An 18,975-nucleotide genomic window follows, 5' to 3' on the forward strand; every position below is an offset into this window, starting at 1 on the left:
CTATACCTTTTTTATATCTTTAATAACTTGATAAGCCTGATTTATCTCTTGGGTTTTTGCTGTTGCTTCTTCCATATAAGATTCATCTTTTTCTTGTGAACTTATAATATCAGGGTGATATTGACGGATTAACTTTCTATAGGCTTTTTTGATAGTATTCATATCATCAGTCTCTTTTACACCTAAGATTTTATAAGCTTCAGTTTCACTCATAGTTTGAGTTCTATTTTTCATTTTGTTCTCAAAACTATTTACAATAGTGTCATAAACATCTGCTGGAATATTTAACTCTTGTACAATCTGCCTTAATAGCTTCTCTTCATCACTACTTATTCCACTATCAATATATGCTAATTGAATCAAAAAACTAACATATTGTCTTCTTTTTATTATACTTTTTCCAAGTAGTTCATTTAAAGATTTTGCTATCTCTTTTGTATCCTCAATAGTTTGTTTCTCTTCATTGAAAATTGCCTTCATAATATCTCTTGCTTTTACTTTTTCATTAAAAACCTTTGAGATATCATCAAACATCATACCTATAAGTTGAGCTTCCAGTTCATGAACTCTACCATCAGCTTTTGCAACTTTTGCAACAAGAGCTATGAAGTGACCTAATTCACTTTCTCTAAATTTTTCTTTTGAATCTACTAATTTATTTAATTTCATTTTTGCATAAAACTTATATAGTTTGTATGCTACTATAAGACCAAATATTATTGAAATTGTTAAGAAGATATTTACTATAAATACATAATAAAATACCACCAATAAGATTGCTATAAATATCCATTTTTTTAGTTTCATTTTTTGTCCATATATTATTAATATGGAAAATTATATCTTCTTAAACTTATATTACTAATTTGATAGTTGAGATTTTGCTTTTTTCAGTTTGATTAAGTCTTTAAAGAAACAACCATCAAGATACTTTTTCCCATCAAACTTTTTATTATGATTTTTCATCAGTTCCAAGTCATCTTTACGAACATTATAATTTTTTTTACAGTTTTCACAATATAAAGATTCTATACCCATAAAAATATATATGCAAGATTTGTTCTTTTTATCAAATTTTTCATATCTCGTAAATTGTGCTAAAATAAAAAAGACAAAAGCCAAAAGGTTTTAATATGATTACATCTAATATAAATGAGATATTATTAAAAAGTAAATATAATACAAAAGAGGAAACTAACACAAGTAGTAGCTCTTTTATTGATTCATTAATCTTTTCAAAACAAGAAGAAAATTCACAAAAAAGTACTGATTTTACATATGAAAATATAAAAAATTTAAGCCTAGAAGAGATAGAAAGTTTATACTCAAATGAAGAGGATAAACAAAAAGCAAAAAATCTAAAACTTGCTACAATGTTTACAGAAGATAAATATCTAGGACTAGCTTTATTTAATACAGTATTAGGAAAACCTTTTGAATTAGGCTATAGTTTTCTATATGACACATATAGTGATAAACACTCATATCTCACTTCTTTAAATAGTAACAACTCAATAAGTGATATTTTACACAAATATATTTCATATAAAGCAAATTCTGAGACAACAAAAGCAGGTGAAAAAATCCCTCAAGAGTATTTAGATGAGATTCTACTTCAAATAAATTCTGTAAACTTTTTATCTTCTTTATCTCATAGTTCAAAAGATCAATATGGAAGATATAAAGATAAAGATGACAAATACTCATTTTTGTACAATGATAACTTTCTAAAGTACCAAGAACTTCTTTACAAATACGAGGATTTAAAGAATTATGAAAAAAATATAATTAAACAATACTAAAATTAATTATCAATCATAATAAATAAGCAAAATCAAATTGACATCGAATTTTTCTTTGGATAAGATAAAAATATGAAAAAGATAATTTTTATCCTATGTATACTTACTACTCAATTTATATATGCAAAATCAATACTATTTTTAGGCGATTCTCTAACAGAAGGACTAGGAGTATCTAAAACTGAAGCCTACCCACATTTAGTGGAAGAATTAGTAAAAAAAAGATTAAACAAAAATATAGATGCAATAAATGGTGGAGTAAGTGGTTCTACTATAAGTGATGGTTTATCAAGACTAAAATGGTATTTAAGAACAAAGCCTGATATAGTTTTTGTTGCCCTTGGAGCAAATGATGGCTTAAGGGGTTTAAACCTGCAAGAAAGCCAAAGAAATCTTGAAAAAATAATTGATGAAGCTTTAAAATCTGGTGCAAAAGTATTATTAGCTGGAATGTTACTACCACCAAACTATGGCAAAGAATATAGTGAAGATTTTAAAAATATGTTTATAAAACTAAAAGATAAATACAAACTAAAGTTTATGCCATTTTTACTAAAAGATGTAGCTGGAGTACAAGAGTTAAACCAAGCAGATGGAATCCATCCAACAAGCGAAGGTTATAAAATAATTGCAAATGAAGTATTTGAATTCTTGAAGGACGAATTATAATGTTAAAAATCAAAGAACTAAAAAAATCATATATTCAAGGTTCACATACTGTTGATATTTTTGAGAATTTAGATTTTGAGGTAAAAGAGGCCAAAAGAGTTGCAATAATGGGAAAATCAGGAAGTGGGAAATCAACCCTACTCTCTTTAATTTCTGGAATTATAAAACCAAACTCAGGAGATATACTTCTTGATAATATCTCATATAAAGATATGAATGAGAGCCAAATAAATGATTTTAGGGCAACAAATATTGGCTTTGTATTTCAAAACTTCCATTTAGTATCATACCTAAACGCTTTAGAAAATGTGATGCTTCCAGGAAAAGTTTGTGGAATAGATAATCCAAAAGAAAAAGCTATTGAACTTTTAAAAAGTGTAGGACTAGAGCATAGAATTGATCACTTACCCTCACAACTAAGTGGTGGTGAAAGACAAAGAGTTGCCATAGCTAGAGCACTTATTCATAATCCAAAGGTCATCTTAGCAGATGAGCCAAGTGGAAACTTGGATGAAGAAACAGGAATAGCTGTTATGGATAAACTTTTTGAACTTATCAAAGAAAATAACACAACCTTGATATTGGTAACCCACTCAAAAGATGTGGCTGCAAGATGTGAAGAGACATATAAGCTAGTAGCAGGAAACTTGACAAAATGTTAATTGTAGAACTAGTTTTAAAAGCCTTAGCACGTTCAAAATCTTTTAGTTTGATATTTATTTTAAACTTTTGTTTGGCTATTGCATCATTATCTTATTTACAGTTTTTTAAAGGAAGTATTGATAGCTCCCTTGATGCAAAAGCAAAAACCTTACTTGGGGCAGATATTGTAATCTCTTCAAGATTTCCAATAACAGATGAACAAAAAGAAGATATAAAAAACAAACTTCCAAATATAAAAGCCTATGATGAAGGAATCTCAACTGTTAGTATGGTTGCTTCTAAAAATAGAGCAAGACTTATGGAAGTGGTTCAAATAAATGAGAATTTTCCTTTTTATGGAGGTTTTGGCTTTAAAGATAACTCAAGCTATCCACAAAAAGAAGCACTTCCAAAAGAGAATGAAGTTTGGGTTTATCAAGAGGTTCTTGATTTACTTGGATTAAAAAAAGGTGATAGCTTAAAAATAGGAAGTCAAAACTACACTATAAAAAAAGTGATTATTGAAGACTCTTTAAAAACAATTAGTTTTAGTGGGTTTATGCCAAAAGTTTATTTAAGTAGTGAAGCTTTAAAAAGAAGTGAACTTTTAAAATTTGGCTCAACTGCTAGATATAAACTAAATTTTTTATTTGAAAAAAACTTTACAAATGATGAACTTGAACTTCTTGAAGAGAATTTAGAAACTAAGTTTGATAGAACACTTAGGGTTTTATCCCCAAATGATGGAAGAGATAGACTTCTTAGAGTATTAAACTTCTTAACAAACTTTTTATCACTTGTTTCTTTAATCTCTTTCTTTTTAGGTTTAGTTGGGCTTATATATCTATATTCAGGCTTTTTAAGAAAACATCAGAATGATATTACTATCTTAAGTGATATTGGAGTTAGTAAGAAAAATCTAATTTATACTTATCTTCTTCACCTATTTGTTTTAATATCAATCTCAAGTGTAATTGTGTTTTCATTTATAGCTTTAAGTTCTCAATTTATAGCTCCACTAATACAAAAATATATAGATTTTAGTTTTGACTTTTCCCTTGATTATATGTTTTTCTTAAAATCAGCAATAATACTTTTTGCTCTTAGTCTTAGTATTGGTTTACCTTTAATACTACCTTTAGTTCAAAGGGAAAAAAGAAAATTTTCAAAAACTATTATTAGTTTTATTCCTTTTGTTGGATTTTTACTTGTGTTATCACACTTTGTAACTCCTCCTAAATATATTGGGTTTTTCTTTGCTTTAGTGGTACTTTTATTGATATTAATACTTTTTGTAATTGGCTCTTTATTACTTAAAAAATTTGATTTTTCAGGACACTTTGATAATCTTGCTTTATCTTTAGCTATTAAAAATATCACAAGACAAAAAAGAACCTCACTAACTCTTTTTTCTGCAATATTACTTTGTACTACATTTTTTAGTCTTATTCCACAAGTTGGTTCCTCACTATCAAATGCTTTAACACAAAGTGTAAATGACAGACCAAGATTTTTTGTAATTGATGCAAAAGAGGAACAACTAAAAGATATAGAAAAGCAAGTTGAAAATTTAGGTGGAAAGCTTCAAAATATAGCTCCTATGATAAGAGCAAGAATAGTTAAAATAAATGGTAAAGAACCAAAAGAGGATTTAGAAGAAAATAATTCAAGAGATTCAGCTGTAAACCTTTCATATAGAAGTTCTTTAAAGGAAAGTGAACAACTAGTTGAGGGAAGAGATTTTAGTGGAAATTACGATTCAAGTGATTTTTCAAAGCCAATAGAACTAAGTGTTGAACAAAGATATGCCTCAAGAAGAGGAATAAACTTAGGAGATACAGTTATATTTGATGTATTAGGCTTAGAATTAAAAGCAAAAGTTGTAAATATAAGAACAGTAAAATGGATAGAGTTTACACCAAACTTCTTTTTAATACTTCAAAAAGGTGCAATAGATGATGCTCCAAACACTATTTTGGCTACAATCTCGCAAGGAGATTATGATGCTTCTAAAATGCTTTTAACTCTAACAGATAAATTTCCTAGTCTTACTGTAATAGATGTAAAAAGTTTATTTGAATCCTTTGCAACTATTGTAAAAGATGTAACTTCAATAACTGAGAAGATGAGCTTTTACTCTATTGCTATTGGTTTATTGATGAGTTTTATTATTATTCAATACCAAATGAACTTACAAAAAAACAATATACTAAGACTAAAAATGATTGGGATAAAAAACAAAACAATTAAAAACTCATTTTTACTAGAGTTTGGTCTAATCTCTATTTTTGCTAGTAGTTTGGGGATTATATTAGGAAGTGTTGGTTCATATTTTGTAAGTGATTTACTTTTTGAGTCATATTGGGATTTTAGAGCAGATGTTTTAGGTCTTTACTTTTTATTGATTCCTTTATTAACTCTTTTAGTTGTAAGTATTTTTACTTCTAAAATCATCCACCAAAAAGAGAATATCCTTTTTGGCGAATAAAAAACTACATAACTCTACTTGTACCTGATACTTTTATTGAGCTATTAGGTACAGCTGTAAAACTAACAAAAATTTATCCTAGATTTTTATATCCCTATTCAAGTTGTTTAAAGAGGATTAATAGTTTAACCACTCTTCAAAGCTAGCATCACTTGGCATTCGCCAATCAGCCCTTGGGCTTAGACTAATAGTTCCAACTTTTACACCATCTGGCATAGCGTTTCTTTTGAACTGTTGAGTGAAAAATCTTTTGATAAAAATATCTAGCCATTTTTTAATCTCATCTTTTGAATACTCTTCAAAAGCAGTATTGGCTAAAAATAGTATTTTTGAAGGTTTTGCACCATATCTTATAAAGTGATACAAGAAAAAGTCATGTAGTTCATATGGTCCAATTATACTTTCAGTTTCTTGTGAGATTTTATCACTATTTGGGGGAAGAAGTTCTGGTGAAATTGGTGTGTTTAAAATATCTATTAAAACCTCTTTTATCTCTTGTTTGTAAGTAAAATACTCCACAAGATATGAGATAAGTGTTTTTGGAATCCCACTATTTAAAGAGTACATACTCATATGGTCTCCATTGAAAGTGCACCAACCAAGTGCTATCTCACTTAAGTCTCCTGTTCCTATAACTATTGCACCCTCTTTATTTGCTAAGTTCATTAAAATAGAAGTTCTTGCTCTTGCTTGAACATTTTCATAAGTTACATCATGAATCTCTTTATCATGTCCTAAAGCCTCAAACTCTTTTAAAGATATTTCAGAGATTGGAATCTCTTTTATTGTTACACCTAAAGCTTCACAAAGTTTTATTGCATTTGATTTTGTTCTGCTTGTAGTTCCAAAACCAGGCATTGTAACAGCAATAATCCCTTTAACATCTAATTTTAGTATCTCAAAAGCTTTATATGTAGCTAAAAGTGCCAAAGTAGAATCTAATCCACCAGATATTCCTATAACAACTTTTTGTGAGTTTATGTGAGTTAATCTTTTGATTAAACCGTGAGCTTGGATATTTGTAATCTCTTCACAAACCTCTTTTTTCATCTTCTCATTTGATGGTACAAAAGGGTGTTTATCTATATATCTATCTAGTTTTGAGATATTTTGTGTTGATTTTACTTTTATGATTCTTACTTCACTTGGAATACTATCTCCAAAATACGACTCATGGTTTCTTAGCCAAATAATTTTTTCAAGGTCTATGTCTGCTCTTATAGTTTGGTTTTCTAAAGTAAATCTTTCACTTTTTGCCAAAGTAGAACCATACTCACAAATCAAGGCATCTCCACCAAAAATAGTATCAGAGCTTGATTCCCCTACTCCACAAGAGCTATAAATATAAGCACAGACCAATCTTGCACTTTGTGTTTTTACTAACTCTTGTCTGTATGAAGATTTTCCAACAAGTTCATTTGAAGCTGAAAGATTGAAAATCATATTTGCACCGTTTATAGCCATTTGGTTACTTGGTGGTAAGATTGACCATAAGTCTTCACAAAGTTCTATTCCAAAAGTGACATTGTTTTCATCTGTAAATAATAAATCAACCCCAAAAGGAACCTCTTGATTTAGAAGTTTTAGAGTTTTTGCTTTTATTCTAAGCCCTGATTGAAAATATCTTTTTTCATAAAATTCGTTTTTATTTGGAAGATAGCTTTTAGGAACTATTCCTAAAATACTTCCATCTTGAATTACCGCTGCACAGTTGTAAAGTCTATGTTCAAAAGAAACTACTATTCCAACTATAGCAATAGTTGATATACCTTTACTTTTTACTAATAATTTATCTAAGGCTTGATATTGAGATTCTAATAGATTTTGATTTAAAAAAAGGTCTCCTACAGTGTATCCAGTAATACACAACTCAGGAAAAAGTACGATTGAACTTTCGTTTTTAGTTTCTTGTTCAAATATTTTGATTATCTCTTGGATATTTTTATCTGTATTTGCAATCTGTACTTTTGGAACACTTGAAGCTACCCTATAAAAACCATACATCTCTTAGATTTTCCTTATTTTATGTTTTATAGGATAGATTATATCCTTTGTTATTTTAAATTGTAGATTGTGTAGTATAAATTGAAATAATAAGGCATAAAAAAAGGCTCCTTTAGAGCCTTTTAAAATTTCGGAGACTAAATGTTAAACTTCGCATATTTAACTTTTCACAAAAAGGATTCGCGTTTCCTTCATTTGTTATATTAAAATTATAATCTACCTAGGTTAATAAAAATGCAATAATACGTTAACAAATAATTAATAGAAAAGTTAATCTTTCTTAGGAAATAACTTTTTTACATAAATAAAAATAACTATAGGAAGCACAGCAAATAGAATAATAAAGCTAATCAAACCCATTTGAGCTTGAATAGAAATAAACATTATGACAGCATATATAATCATCAAAATAATTCTATGTTTTTTTTCAAGTTTTATGTTTGTAAATTTATTTATATCCAATTTTAATCCTTGATTTATTATACCATCTTTTTAAAATTACTATTTTAATCTCTCTTTATGAAAGGGAATTTTATTTTTCTGTGCTTTTTTCTCTTTTATATAACCATAGGTAAAAGTAAAAAAAATAAAAAGTACAAAATAAAAAACTATATCTAACATCTTTTTCCTTTTTAATCTACTTACTTATAATCTCTTCAACAATATTTAGTTCATCATATAAACCTTGCTTAAACTCAGTCTCAGCTAAAGAGGCTAACTCTTTTTTCTGCCTTTGGATATGTTCTTTAAACTCTTCAATAAGATTTGCCTCTTTTTGTATATAATAAAATACTAAGTCATTAAGCCATTTTGCAGCATTTATCCTACCCTTACGATAGTTGTCAGATAAATGAATATCTATTTTATTGAATTTATAATAAGTCATATGAGAATTAAGTGAATCACTTAACATCTCTAATTTTGGTATAGATTTTTTCATAAAAGAATTATACCATTTATATTACATAATGTAAATATATTACATTATGCAATATATAAATTTATCAAGAAATCTTTTTTTTCTAAGTGATATTAAAAAAGCCACAAGCTAAAATTACACCATGAATGAAAAAATAAAAAAATATATAAAAGAGATAGTTAAATACACAATTTTTGCAATAATAGCTTTAAATATAATAAGCTACTATAAATCGCAAGATTTAAATAAAGAGAATCTTCCCTATGATGCTTTTAAATTTATTAATGATAAAAGTTATACTCTAAATAAAGAAAAACCTACATTGGTTTATTTTTGGGCAACTTGGTGTCCTATTTGTAAACTACAATCTCCAACAATAGAAGAGTTATCAAAAGATTATCAAGTTATTACAATAGCTAGTCAATCAGGAACAAAAGAGGAGATTCAAAAATATCTAGAAGAAAATAATCTAAGCTTTAATGTTGTTGATGATACTTATAATGACTTTGCATACCGATTCAATGTAAAAGCTTACCCAACAACACTAATTTATGATAAAAATAAAAATCTAAAATTTACTGATGTTGGATATACTTCAAGTTTTAATCTAAAACTAAAATTATGGTGGAGTGAGTAATCTATATTTTAATAGATTTTATATCTCATCAAAATTTGCAAAAGCATTCTCGATACTTGGAATATTTTTATATGTAGTTTTTGTAAGTCTTACATTTTTTGTTTTTAAATCACATATTGCAATTCTAAAACTTGCACCAATATGTGGTTCTATTACACAAATAATCTTATCTTCTATTTGTCTTGTAGCGTAAACTGTACCTTGTAAAGAATTAAAAAAATACTTTGGATAACTTAATGGAGTAATTTCTACTACATCTATGGCTTCTTGATTTTCAAGAGTTTGAACTATATCCATAGCCTCATCATAACTCTCAAACTGAATACACCAGTCATCGAAATGTTTGTTAAAATGTTCTAAATCTTCATCTAGAAATCCACCTGCTAATGATTGTAAAGCATAAATTGACACTAAAACACCTTCAAATATATTAATTAAGAGCTAATTTTAGCATAAATTGTATTAGTCTATATTTTATTTTTATGGACGAAAATAAGATATAACCTCATACATCACTTCACTTTCTACTACTATACATAGATACAAAATAATTTCAAATTTAAATAAAATAGCAAGATTTAACTTCTCATTTAAAAAGTTAAAATCTTTTTTTGAGATATCATAAGAATGCATAGAAAGACTATGTTTAACATTTTGTTTATACCAAGCTATATAAGCTTCTCTTTTATTTATATTTTTTTTAGAAGTTATCTCATATAAAAAATAAACATGAAGAATTGATACAAAAAATGAGCTTAATAAAAATATATTTTCTTGTAAGTAATAGATTAAAATAATAAAAAAGGGGTAAGTTATAAGAAAGCAACTGATTTTTTTGTGATTATGGTAAATATAATTTATAAAAAAATACTTAGAACCTAAATCGTTTAAAATATTTTTTTTAAAAATCAAAACATTTAAATAAATCACAACTAATGCAATGACGTGCAAATGAAGCAAAGAAACCATAGTAATCCCTCCAGTTCACCCAACAAAAAAACGTCCTTTCAAAATTTATCTTAGTTCTATTTAATAATAAGTTAAAAATCAAACATAGATAATAGTTTAAGTAAGAGCTTTGTATATGATTATTTTTTACTTAATAAATATTTTTAAATCATATTTTTTCTATACCTTTCAAGTACTTATGTTAAAAGTCTAAATATATAAAAATAATTGGATTATAAAAATGAAAGAAAATATACAAACATTTGATGAACTTGCAAAATATACTAACTATTCTTTTATAGAAAGCCTAAATAGTGACCCTGAAGAAGCGTTTAATTCAGATAACAAATTTCCTAGAGAGGTTTTTTCTGGACACTACGTTAGTGTAGAACCAACTGCAATAAAAGAGCCAATATATATTTCTCATAGTAAAGATTTTTTTGAAGAATTGGGTTTTGATGAAAAGTTGATTGAATCAGAAGATTTTATAAAAATGTTTTCTGGTGATATTTCAAATCAGTCTGAACAAATAAGAGATAAAGGTTGGGCAACAGGATATGCACTTTCTATTTATGGTACAGAATATTATGCCCAATGCCCTTTTCAAACAGGAAATGGTTATGGAGATGGAAGAGCAATTTCAGTTTTGGAAGCAGTTTTAAATGGTAAAAGATGGGAATTTCAACTAAAAGGAGCAGGTAGAACTCCATATTGTAGAGGTGCAGATGGACGTGCAGTTTTAAGATCAAGTGTGAGGGAGTTTTTAGCCCAAGAGCATATGCACTCTCTTGGCATTCCAACATCAAGATCTTTAACTTTATTTACCTCTAAAAAAGAGCAAGTAAGTAGACCTTGGTTTAGAGATAATTCTTATTCAAAAGACCCTGAACTTATGATAGAAGAGGATGTAGCAATCACCACAAGAGTTGCTCCATCTTTTATAAGAGTTGGACAACTTGAACTTTTTGGAAGACGTGCTAGAAAAAACGAATATCAAGATGCAAAAAAAGAGTTGGAGATGCTTGTATTGCATCTAATTGAAAGGGAATATAAAGAGCTAATAAGTCAAGAATTAAATCTAGAAGAAAAAGTATTACTTCTAGCAAAAAACTATCAAGACAGGCTAAGTTCATTAGTAGCAAACTGGATAAGAGTAGGATATTGTCAAGGAAACTTCAACAGTGATAACTGCGCAGCAGGTGGCTTTACTTTAGACTATGGACCTTTTGGTTTTATAGATATGTTTGACCCAAATTACCAACCATGGACTGGTGGTGGTATGCACTTTTCATTTTTCAATCAACCCCAAGCAGCACAAAAAAACTTTAAATCCTTTTGTAGTGCTTTAAAACCATTACTTGATGTAGATAGTTTAAAAAAGTTAGAAAATATTGAAAATGATTTTGTAAATATAATGCAATCAAAAATAGAAAAAATGTGGGCTTCAAAACTAGGACTTGACAAGTTTGATTTTGAACTATTTAATGAACTAATCAATCTTTTGATGGAAACACCTATTGACTATACAATATTTTTTAGGGAGTTATCAAATTTACCTGAAGATATAAATGAGATATCAAATGCTTTTTATGATAATAGTTTTGAAAAAGAGAATATAAAATCAGCATGGAATAAGTGGCTTGAAAACTGGAAAGAGAACTTAGATAAGGATTTAGAAACTATTTCAAAAAATATGAAAAGAATAAATCCAAAATATACTTTAAGAGAGTGGCATTTAGTAAAAGCTTATCAAGATGCAGAAAATGGAAACTATGAATTAATCCAAGAATTACAAGAGATTATGACAAAGCCATATGAGGAACAAACAAAAGAGATAGAAGAGAAATATTATAGAAAAAAACCAACAGATTTTTTCGGAATTGCAGGAATTTCACATGTAAGTTGCTCTTCTTAAATAAAAATGTTTAAATTTTAAACTATTTTGTTACTTTTCTGTGACTATCTTGTTATATCATTTTAATATTATTTGTATTTTAAAATATATGGGGATTAAAATGATTGGAAGCAAATATAAAGCTACATCTCAAGATAACAATGTAGTAGTTAAGTTCAGTGATAAAGTAATTAGATATCAAGTTGATAGCAGCGAAATGGCGCAAGGTGTTTCAAACCTATTTAACAGACAATGTGTACTAGAACTATCAGAGATTTGGGACACAATTTTTGAATCAATAAATCAATATAAAAAACAAGTCGCATAAGCGTTAATAAAACTTTTAAAATCTAAAGGTATAGTACAAACTATACCTTAGTTAAACTAATAATCTAAAATACACTCTAATAAAAATCAAAATAAAATTCATTTCTAATATTAATACAATTTAAGATAATATCATACATTATATATAAGGAGTATATATTGATGATAATAACAAATATTGAAACTGTTCCAAATAAAGAAATTATAGAACACTTTGGTGTTGTTTCAGGTTCAACTGTGCGAGCAAAACATCTTGGAAGAGATTTTATGGCTGGTTTAAAAAATATTTTTGGTGGTGAATTAAAAGGCTATACTGAATTATTAAGTGAATCTAGAGATGAATCAATAAATAGGATGATAGAACAAGCCCACTCATTGGGTGCAAATGCAATAGTTAATGTAAGGTTTTCTACCTCAACAGTTGCGGCAGGTGCTGCAGAACTATATGTATATGGGACAGCTGTAAAGGTTGTATAATGTATGATTTGATAATTTTTTTAATATTATTGATTATGGGTTACCTATTTGGTACTTTAGCCGAAAGAAGACATTATAAATCAATAAAAAAAAGAGAACAAGAGTTTATATCTTTACCAACAATTATGCTCAAAAAGCCACTAAACAATGAAAATATAATAGATTCAAAACTAGTTAATGGAAGTGTTGTTATATCTATAGATTTTTTTAAAAAATTTGTAGCAGCACTAATAAATATTTTTGGTGGAAATATTTCAACTTATGAAACACTTGTTGATAGAGCAAGAAGAGAAGCAATCTTAAGGATGAAAGAGAATGCAACTAATGCAAATGAAATAATAAATATAAGAATTGAAACTAGTTCAATCTCTAAAAATTCTAAAGCTATAGGTACAGTTGAAGTACTTGCATATGGAACAGCTATTTATCGTGAAATATAATGCTAAAATTCCCAATACAAGTGTAAATGTTACACAAGAGAGTTTTCTATTAAAAACTTTTAAATTGGGCGTATCACTAGCTATATTAGCTACTTTATTTTATCTTTTAATTTCATTGACAGTTAATTTTATAGTTTCTCATTTATCCACAGAACAAGAGAAAAAACTTTTAAATTTTATCACTTACGATATTGATTTAAATGGAAAGGAAGATAAACACCTAAGTGAAATTAAAAATAAGCTTGCAAGTTGTACAAATATCCCTTATAAAACTAAAATTTTTATAAGTTCTGAAGACAATATTGCAAATGCTTATGCCTTACCTGGAGGTTCAATTTATATTACACAAAAATTGATGGATGAACTTAAAAGTGAAAGTGAACTAATCTTTATAATTGCCCATGAGTTATCCCATTTTAAAAATAAAGATCACCTAAAAGGTTTAGGAAATTCACTTTTTTTTGCCTCTATAGGATTAATATTGGGTGAAGAGTATAGCAGTTTATTAAACTATACTATTGGAATTGGAGGAGCTAAATATTCTCAAAATAATGAAATAGCTGCTGATAAATCAGGTTTAGAACTTATGCAATGTGCTTATGATTCAGTATCTGGAGCAACAAATCTTTTTGAAAGAATGGGAAAAAATGAAAAAAAATGGAAATATTTTTTAGCATCGCATCCTGATTTTCATAAAAGAATAGAAGAGATGAAAAAAGTAATAAAAGAGCAAAATATGAATAGTTCAAAAACCATTTCTTTTTGAAAATTATTCAATGTATAATAAAAAAACGACATTTGAAATAATAAATCTAACACAAAACAACGCTTTTCTATAAATAAATAATAAGTTTTTTCATAAAAGAAAATATTTATAAACTAATGATTTTAAGGTAGATTTATCAATATTTTTAATTATATATAGATCTATAAAATAAGTAAAAAATTATTTAACAATTGTCAAATTCTCCATTTTATAAAAAATAAACAAATCATATTTACTATAACGTACCATTATATATTAAAATTTTCTTATACAAGCTACATCAGTAAATTTTATGTAGTAATCACTTTTGTAAAAAGGATTTATACTTTAATATATAAAGTATATAGCAATATGAGTAATTATAAATATACCTTAGGAAATAGAACCTACACTTTTAAAAATCTTGCAGATTTAATGGCAAAAGCAACACCAAAACGTTCTGGAGATTTATTAGCAGGTGTTTCAGCTTTATCCTCACAAGAAAGAGTAATAGCTCAGATGAGATTAGCAGAAGTTCCTCTAAAAACTTTTTTAACTGAAGCTTTAATACCTTATGAGAAAGATGAGATTACAAGACTTATAATAGATGAACATGATGAAAAAGCGTTTGAGCCAATTTCACATCTAACAGTGGGAGATTTTAGAAACTGGCTTTTAAGTGATGAAACAACAGAAGAAGTTATAAATAGCATAAGAGCTGGAATCACTCCTGAAATAGTAGCAGCTGTAAGTAAAATCATGAGAAATCAAGATTTGATTTTAGTAGCTAAAAAGTCCCCTGTAGTAACTTCATTTAGAAATACTATTGGTTTAGAAAATCAATTATCAACTAGACTTCAACCAAACCACCCAACTGATGATGTAAGAGGAATTGCAGCAAGTATTTTAGATGGTTTATTATATGGAAATGGTGATGCTGTTATTGGTATAAATCCAGCAACTGATAATGTTGAGCAAACAATTAAACTTCTTAAACTAATGGATGATGTTATACAAAAATATGAGATACCAACACAATCGTGTGTTTTAACGCACGTTACAAATACTATTGAAGCAATTGAGAAAAAAGCTCCAGTTGATTTGGTATTCCAATCTATTGGTGGAACAGAGGCTACAAACTCAAGTTTTGGAGTAAACTTAAGTATCTTAAAAGAGGCTCATGAGGCTGCTCTTTCACTAAACAGAGGTACAGTTGGCAACAATGTAATGTATTTTGAAACAGGTCAAGGAAGCTCACTATCTGCTAATGCAAATTTTGGTTTAGATCAACAAACTTGTGAAGTAAGAGCTTATGCAGTTGCAAAAAAATTCAAACCTCTTTTAGTAAATACCGTTGTGGGATTTATTGGTCCTGAGTATTTATTTGATGGGAAAGAGATTACAAGAGCTGGATTAGAAGATCATTTTTGTGGGAAACTATTAGGTGTTCCTATGGGATGTGACATTTGTTATACAAATCATGCAGATGCAGACCAAAATGATATGGACAATCTATTAACACTTTTAAGTGTTGCAGGGTGCAATTTTATCATGGGAATTCCAGGAAGTGATGACATCATGCTTAACTATCAAACAACCTCTTTCCATGATGCACTTTATGCTAGAAAAGTTTTAGGTTTAAAGCCAGCTCCTGAGTTTACAGCTTGGTTAGAAAAAATGGAAATTTTTAAAAATATGGATAATTTCATCTTAAATGAAAAGATGCCTAAAACATTTTTAAAATCACTATCAAATGCAATTGGGACAAACTAATGAGTAATATTAAAAAAGCTAATGATAAGCAAAATGTTATTGAAAACCCATGGGCAGCCCTTAGAGAATATACAGATGCTAGAATTGGTTTAGGAAGAGCAGGAGTTAGTATACCAACCCAAGAGTCACTTAACTTCCAATTAGCTCATGCACAAGCACAAGATGCTGTTCATTTACCTTTAGATGTTGAGACTGTAATTGAACAATTGGAAAATGCAAACCTATATCAAGAGATATTTACACCAATACTACTGCATTCCCAAGCAGTAAATAGAACTACATATTTACAAAGACCAGATTTAGGTAGAAGATTAGATAAAAAATCAATCGAAACATTAACTAAGGTAAATACTTTAAAAGATGAAAAATATGATTTATCTATTGTAGTTGTAGATGGTTTATCTTCCCTTGCAATAAAAGAAAATGCTGCAATTTTTATAAAGAAATTAATTGAAGAATTAAATACTGATAAAGAATCTTGGAACTTAGCTCCAATTACTATTGTTCAACAAGGAAGAGTAGCAATTGGTGATGAAGTGGGACAAATATTAAATTCAAAAACATCCATTGTACTAATTGGTGAGAGACCAGGACTTAGTTCACCTGATAGTATGGGATTGTACTTAACATATAATCCAAAAGTAGGACTCACAGATGAGAGTAGAAACTGTATATCAAATATTAGAATCGAAGGATTATCTTATGAGGAGGGAATAAAAAAGGCGATGTATTTACTAAAAGAGTCTAGAAGACTAGAACTATCAGGTGTAAACCTAAAAGATAGAACAACACAAACAATAATAGAAAACAATATAAATGAAGAAAATTTTTTAATAAAATAAGGAAAGAAAATGAGTAATTTGAATCAAGATTATCTTGCTAAGAGACAATTAAAAAGAGGTACTGCTGGTTGGATTTTATTAGCAGGTTTAGGGATTTCATATGTAATTTCAGGGGATTTTGCAGGATGGAACTTTGGTATAGCAGAAGCTGGTTGGGGTGGATTTGCAATCGCAGCAGGTCTTATGGCTTTAATGTATTTTTGTTTAGTATTATCACTTGCTGAGATGTCAGCATCAATCCCTGCTGCTGGTGGTGGATATAGTTTCGCTAGACAAGTTATGGGACCAGCTGGTGGTTTTTTAACTGGTCTTGCCATACTAATTGAGTATGCTTTAGCACCTGCTGCAATTGTAATATTTATCGGTTCTGCTGTTGAAGCCTTAACTGGATTTAATGGTCCTATTGTTTATGCACTATTTTATGCTGCATTTATTGCTATTCATTTAATTGGAGCGGGTGAAGCTCTTAAAACAATGATGGTGATTAGTGGTTTAGCTGTATTTGCAATCTTAGCAACTGCTATTGCTTTATTAGGTGATTTTGATTCAACTAAACTATTTGATATCGCTGCATCTGCTGATGTTGCAGGAGCAACTCAAATGTTACCATTAGGTTGGTATGGTGTATGGGCTGCATTACCATTTGCTATGTGGTTATTCTTAGCTGTTGAAGGTGTCCCATTAGCAGCTGAAGAAGCAAAAGATCCTGCAAAAGATGTACCTAAAGGGATTATCGCTGCTATGGTATTCTTACTATTTACTGCTGCATTAGTACTGTTTTTAGTTCCAAGTGCAACAGGAGCTGAAGCTATTGGTAAAAGTGCTGTTCCTTTAGTAGATGCATTAAATGCAACTGGAAACACCACTTTAGCTACAACTGTTAATGTTTTAGGATTAGCTGGTTTAATTGCATCATTCTTCTCAATTATTTATGGATATAGTAGACTAATTTTTGCCTTATCAAGAGCTGGATATTTACCAAGATTTTTATCACTTACTAGTAAAAGAAAAACTCCAACTTGGGCTTTAATTGTTCCAGGTGTTTTAGGATTTTTAGCTTCTTTAAGTGGTGAAGGTGATTTAATGTTAGCAATGGCAGTTGTAGGTGCAACTATTTCATATGCTTTAATGTCTTTAAGTCATATTTTACTAAGAGTTAAAAACCCAGAGATGCCAAGACCTTATAAAACTCCAGGTGGAACTGTAACATCAGGTATTGCATTTGTTTTATCATTGGTTGCATTAACAGGTGTTTATGCCTTTGATCCAAGAGCCTTTGTTTATACGATTATTCTTTATATAATTGGTGCTTTATATTATTTCTTATATAGTAAAAACCACTTAGTTGCTAAAACAGCAGATGAAGAGTTTGCGATGCTTGAACAAGCTGAGTCTGATTTGGCTCATGAATTAGGTTAAAAAGTAGAATATATTATAATTAGCTTATTAAAAAAATTAAGGTTTTAAATGCTTAAATCCTCAATGCTAATTCCTCATGAAAAACTAAAAGACTGGATAAAGGTCTTTTGGTTTTTAGAAGGAGATGGTAATGGTAATCTTATCAATTGTCAAAAGATCATTCCTGATGGGTGTGCAACGGTTTTTATAGTACTAGATGGAGAGATAAATTTTAGTCTTTATAAAAATGGGGAGATGACAAGAGGAATTTATGTTCATCCTCCTGTATCAAAATCATACTTTGCTTATGTTAGTGATGATGCATATTTTATAGATATCCAACTAAACCCAAGTGTATTCTACAAACTTTTTAATATAGCAGTTGATGAATTAATAGATACAATGTATACTTTGGAAGATTTATCAATAAATTTTGATTCTTCATTTATAGAAAAAATATACAACTTCAAACATGACAAAACAAAAGTTTACAACGAACTAAATAACTTTTTAATAGACCTATTTTATAAATCTGACTTTAATAAAAATGAAAATCTATGTAATATAAACAAACTATATAAAGATGGAGATTTAGATGCCTTTTTTAAATCTCAAAATCTCTCAGTTCGACAAATTGAACGAAACATGAAAAAAACTACAGGATTAACTCCCAAGTTTTTAAGTAGAATAGGAAGATTTTATTCAATATTAGATTACATAAAATTCAGAGAACATGATACAAAATTCAAAGAACTGGCAAAAGAACAAAACTTCTCAAACCACTCCCATTTTATAAGGGAATTTAAAAGTTTAACTGAAGCAACACCTGAAAACTTTTTAAATATAAATAGTGATTTTCCACAATATCAAGGTTTATGTAACCTTAGAGAATATTCTAAATATTAGACTTTTCCCACTTTATAAACATATAACCCATCATAGCGTATAATCCCAAACTCAAAAAACACAC

21 protein-coding genes are annotated in these 18,975 nt (G+C 28.5%); 14 read left to right on the plus strand and 7 right to left on the minus strand.

Going from position 1 to position 18,975, the window contains the following annotated elements; translation table 11 throughout:
• A complete protein-coding gene (locus ACKU3H_RS14120) occupies positions 1 to 807 on the minus strand; it encodes a DnaJ domain-containing protein (protein WP_320034514.1) in 807 nt (268 codons plus the stop codon).
• A gap of 54 nt (positions 808 to 861) precedes the next feature.
• On the minus strand, positions 862 to 1,038 hold the full coding sequence (locus ACKU3H_RS14125; protein WP_320034515.1) for a hypothetical protein: 177 nt from the start codon (positions 1,036 to 1,038) through the stop codon (positions 862 to 864).
• 95 nt (positions 1,039 to 1,133) lie between these two features.
• Here ACKU3H_RS14125 and ACKU3H_RS14130 point away from each other — a divergent pair, with 95 nt between their 5' ends.
• The 4 genes from ACKU3H_RS14130 to ACKU3H_RS14145 all read left to right on the plus strand — a co-directional run bounded on the left by ACKU3H_RS14130 (position 1,134) and on the right by ACKU3H_RS14145 (position 5,601).
• A complete protein-coding gene (locus ACKU3H_RS14130; RefSeq protein ID WP_320034516.1) occupies positions 1,134 to 1,802 on the plus strand; it encodes a hypothetical protein in 669 nt (222 codons plus the stop codon).
• Between the two features lie 72 nt (positions 1,803 to 1,874).
• Entirely contained in the window at positions 1,875 to 2,471 is a 597-nt protein-coding gene (locus tag ACKU3H_RS14135) for an arylesterase (protein ID WP_320034517.1), read from the plus strand.
• Positions 2,471 to 3,133 (plus strand): ABC transporter ATP-binding protein, encoded by a 663-nt coding sequence (locus tag ACKU3H_RS14140; RefSeq protein WP_320034518.1) that lies wholly within the window; start codon positions 2,471 to 2,473, stop codon positions 3,131 to 3,133. The genes ACKU3H_RS14135 and ACKU3H_RS14140 overlap by 1 nt, the downstream gene beginning before the upstream one ends.
• Positions 3,127 to 5,601, plus strand: a complete 2,475-nt coding sequence (locus ACKU3H_RS14145) for an FtsX-like permease family protein (RefSeq protein WP_320034519.1) — start codon at positions 3,127 to 3,129, stop codon at positions 5,599 to 5,601. The genes ACKU3H_RS14140 and ACKU3H_RS14145 overlap by 7 nt, the downstream gene beginning before the upstream one ends.
• Positions 5,602 to 5,718: 117 nt before the next feature.
• Here ACKU3H_RS14145 and ACKU3H_RS14150 read toward each other — a convergent pair whose 3' ends face one another.
• From ACKU3H_RS14150 to ACKU3H_RS14160, 3 genes are all read right to left on the minus strand, one after another.
• On the minus strand, positions 5,719 to 7,605 hold the full coding sequence (locus tag ACKU3H_RS14150; RefSeq protein ID WP_320034520.1) for an NAD(+) synthase: 1,887 nt from the start codon (positions 7,603 to 7,605) through the stop codon (positions 5,719 to 5,721).
• A 270-nt stretch (positions 7,606 to 7,875) separates the two neighbouring features.
• Positions 7,876 to 8,067: a hypothetical protein gene (locus ACKU3H_RS14155; RefSeq protein WP_320034521.1), complete on the minus strand. Its 192-nt coding sequence runs from the start codon at positions 8,065 to 8,067 to the stop codon at positions 7,876 to 7,878.
• A gap of 175 nt (positions 8,068 to 8,242) precedes the next feature.
• Positions 8,243 to 8,545 carry a hypothetical protein gene (locus ACKU3H_RS14160; protein WP_320034522.1) on the minus strand — a complete coding sequence of 101 codons (303 nt, stop codon included), beginning with the start codon at positions 8,543 to 8,545 and terminating at the stop codon, positions 8,243 to 8,245.
• Between the two features lie 121 nt (positions 8,546 to 8,666).
• Here ACKU3H_RS14160 and ACKU3H_RS14165 point away from each other — a divergent pair, with 121 nt between their 5' ends.
• The gene (locus ACKU3H_RS14165) at positions 8,667 to 9,161 is read left to right on the plus strand and encodes a redoxin domain-containing protein (protein ID WP_320034523.1); all 495 of its coding nucleotides are present in this window, start codon (positions 8,667 to 8,669) and stop codon (positions 9,159 to 9,161) included.
• Positions 9,162 to 9,179: 18 nt separating this feature from the next.
• Here the strand turns inward: ACKU3H_RS14165 and ACKU3H_RS14170 are convergent, their stop codons facing one another.
• Together ACKU3H_RS14170 and ACKU3H_RS14175 are read right to left on the minus strand one after the other, a co-directional pair.
• Complete coding sequence (locus ACKU3H_RS14170) at positions 9,180 to 9,572, minus strand: hypothetical protein (RefSeq protein ID WP_320034524.1); 393 nt, start codon at positions 9,570 to 9,572, stop codon at positions 9,180 to 9,182.
• A 69-nt stretch (positions 9,573 to 9,641) separates the two neighbouring features.
• The gene (locus tag ACKU3H_RS14175; protein ID WP_320034525.1) at positions 9,642 to 10,130 is read right to left on the minus strand and encodes a hypothetical protein; all 489 of its coding nucleotides are present in this window, start codon (positions 10,128 to 10,130) and stop codon (positions 9,642 to 9,644) included.
• A gap of 220 nt (positions 10,131 to 10,350) precedes the next feature.
• Here ACKU3H_RS14175 and ACKU3H_RS14180 point away from each other — a divergent pair, with 220 nt between their 5' ends.
• From ACKU3H_RS14180 to ACKU3H_RS14220, 9 genes are all read left to right on the plus strand, one after another.
• A complete protein-coding gene (locus ACKU3H_RS14180) occupies positions 10,351 to 12,024 on the plus strand; it encodes a protein adenylyltransferase SelO family protein (protein ID WP_320034526.1) in 1,674 nt (557 codons plus the stop codon).
• Between the two features lie 100 nt (positions 12,025 to 12,124).
• Positions 12,125 to 12,331: a hypothetical protein gene (locus tag ACKU3H_RS14185; RefSeq protein ID WP_320034527.1), complete on the plus strand. Its 207-nt coding sequence runs from the start codon at positions 12,125 to 12,127 to the stop codon at positions 12,329 to 12,331.
• Between the two features lie 161 nt (positions 12,332 to 12,492).
• A complete protein-coding gene (locus ACKU3H_RS14190; protein WP_320034528.1) occupies positions 12,493 to 12,807 on the plus strand; it encodes a YbjQ family protein in 315 nt (104 codons plus the stop codon).
• Positions 12,807 to 13,247 carry a heavy metal-binding domain-containing protein gene (locus tag ACKU3H_RS14195; RefSeq protein WP_320034529.1) on the plus strand — a complete coding sequence of 147 codons (441 nt, stop codon included), beginning with the start codon at positions 12,807 to 12,809 and terminating at the stop codon, positions 13,245 to 13,247. Before ACKU3H_RS14190 ends, ACKU3H_RS14195 begins: the two co-directional genes overlap by 1 nt.
• Positions 13,219 to 14,013, plus strand: coding sequence for a M48 family metallopeptidase (locus ACKU3H_RS14200; protein WP_320034530.1), 795 nt, complete (start codon positions 13,219 to 13,221; stop codon positions 14,011 to 14,013). The genes ACKU3H_RS14195 and ACKU3H_RS14200 overlap by 29 nt, the downstream gene beginning before the upstream one ends.
• Positions 14,014 to 14,364: 351 nt before the next feature.
• A complete protein-coding gene (locus ACKU3H_RS14205; RefSeq protein WP_320034531.1) occupies positions 14,365 to 15,765 on the plus strand; it encodes an ethanolamine ammonia-lyase subunit EutB in 1,401 nt (466 codons plus the stop codon).
• Entirely contained in the window at positions 15,765 to 16,607 is an 843-nt protein-coding gene (gene eutC / locus ACKU3H_RS14210; protein WP_320034532.1) for an ethanolamine ammonia-lyase subunit EutC, read from the plus strand. Before ACKU3H_RS14205 ends, eutC begins: the two co-directional genes overlap by 1 nt.
• A 9-nt stretch (positions 16,608 to 16,616) precedes the next feature.
• Positions 16,617 to 18,026 carry an ethanolamine permease gene (gene eat, locus ACKU3H_RS14215; RefSeq protein ID WP_320034533.1) on the plus strand — a complete coding sequence of 470 codons (1,410 nt, stop codon included), beginning with the start codon at positions 16,617 to 16,619 and terminating at the stop codon, positions 18,024 to 18,026.
• A 48-nt stretch (positions 18,027 to 18,074) separates the two neighbouring features.
• The gene (locus ACKU3H_RS14220) at positions 18,075 to 18,911 is read left to right on the plus strand and encodes a helix-turn-helix domain-containing protein (protein ID WP_320034534.1); all 837 of its coding nucleotides are present in this window, start codon (positions 18,075 to 18,077) and stop codon (positions 18,909 to 18,911) included.
• Positions 18,912 to 18,975 lie beyond the last annotated feature (64 nt).

Origin of the sequence: Halarcobacter sp. (assembly GCF_963675975.1) — a bacterium.
GTDB lineage: Bacteria > Campylobacterota > Campylobacteria > Campylobacterales > Arcobacteraceae > Halarcobacter.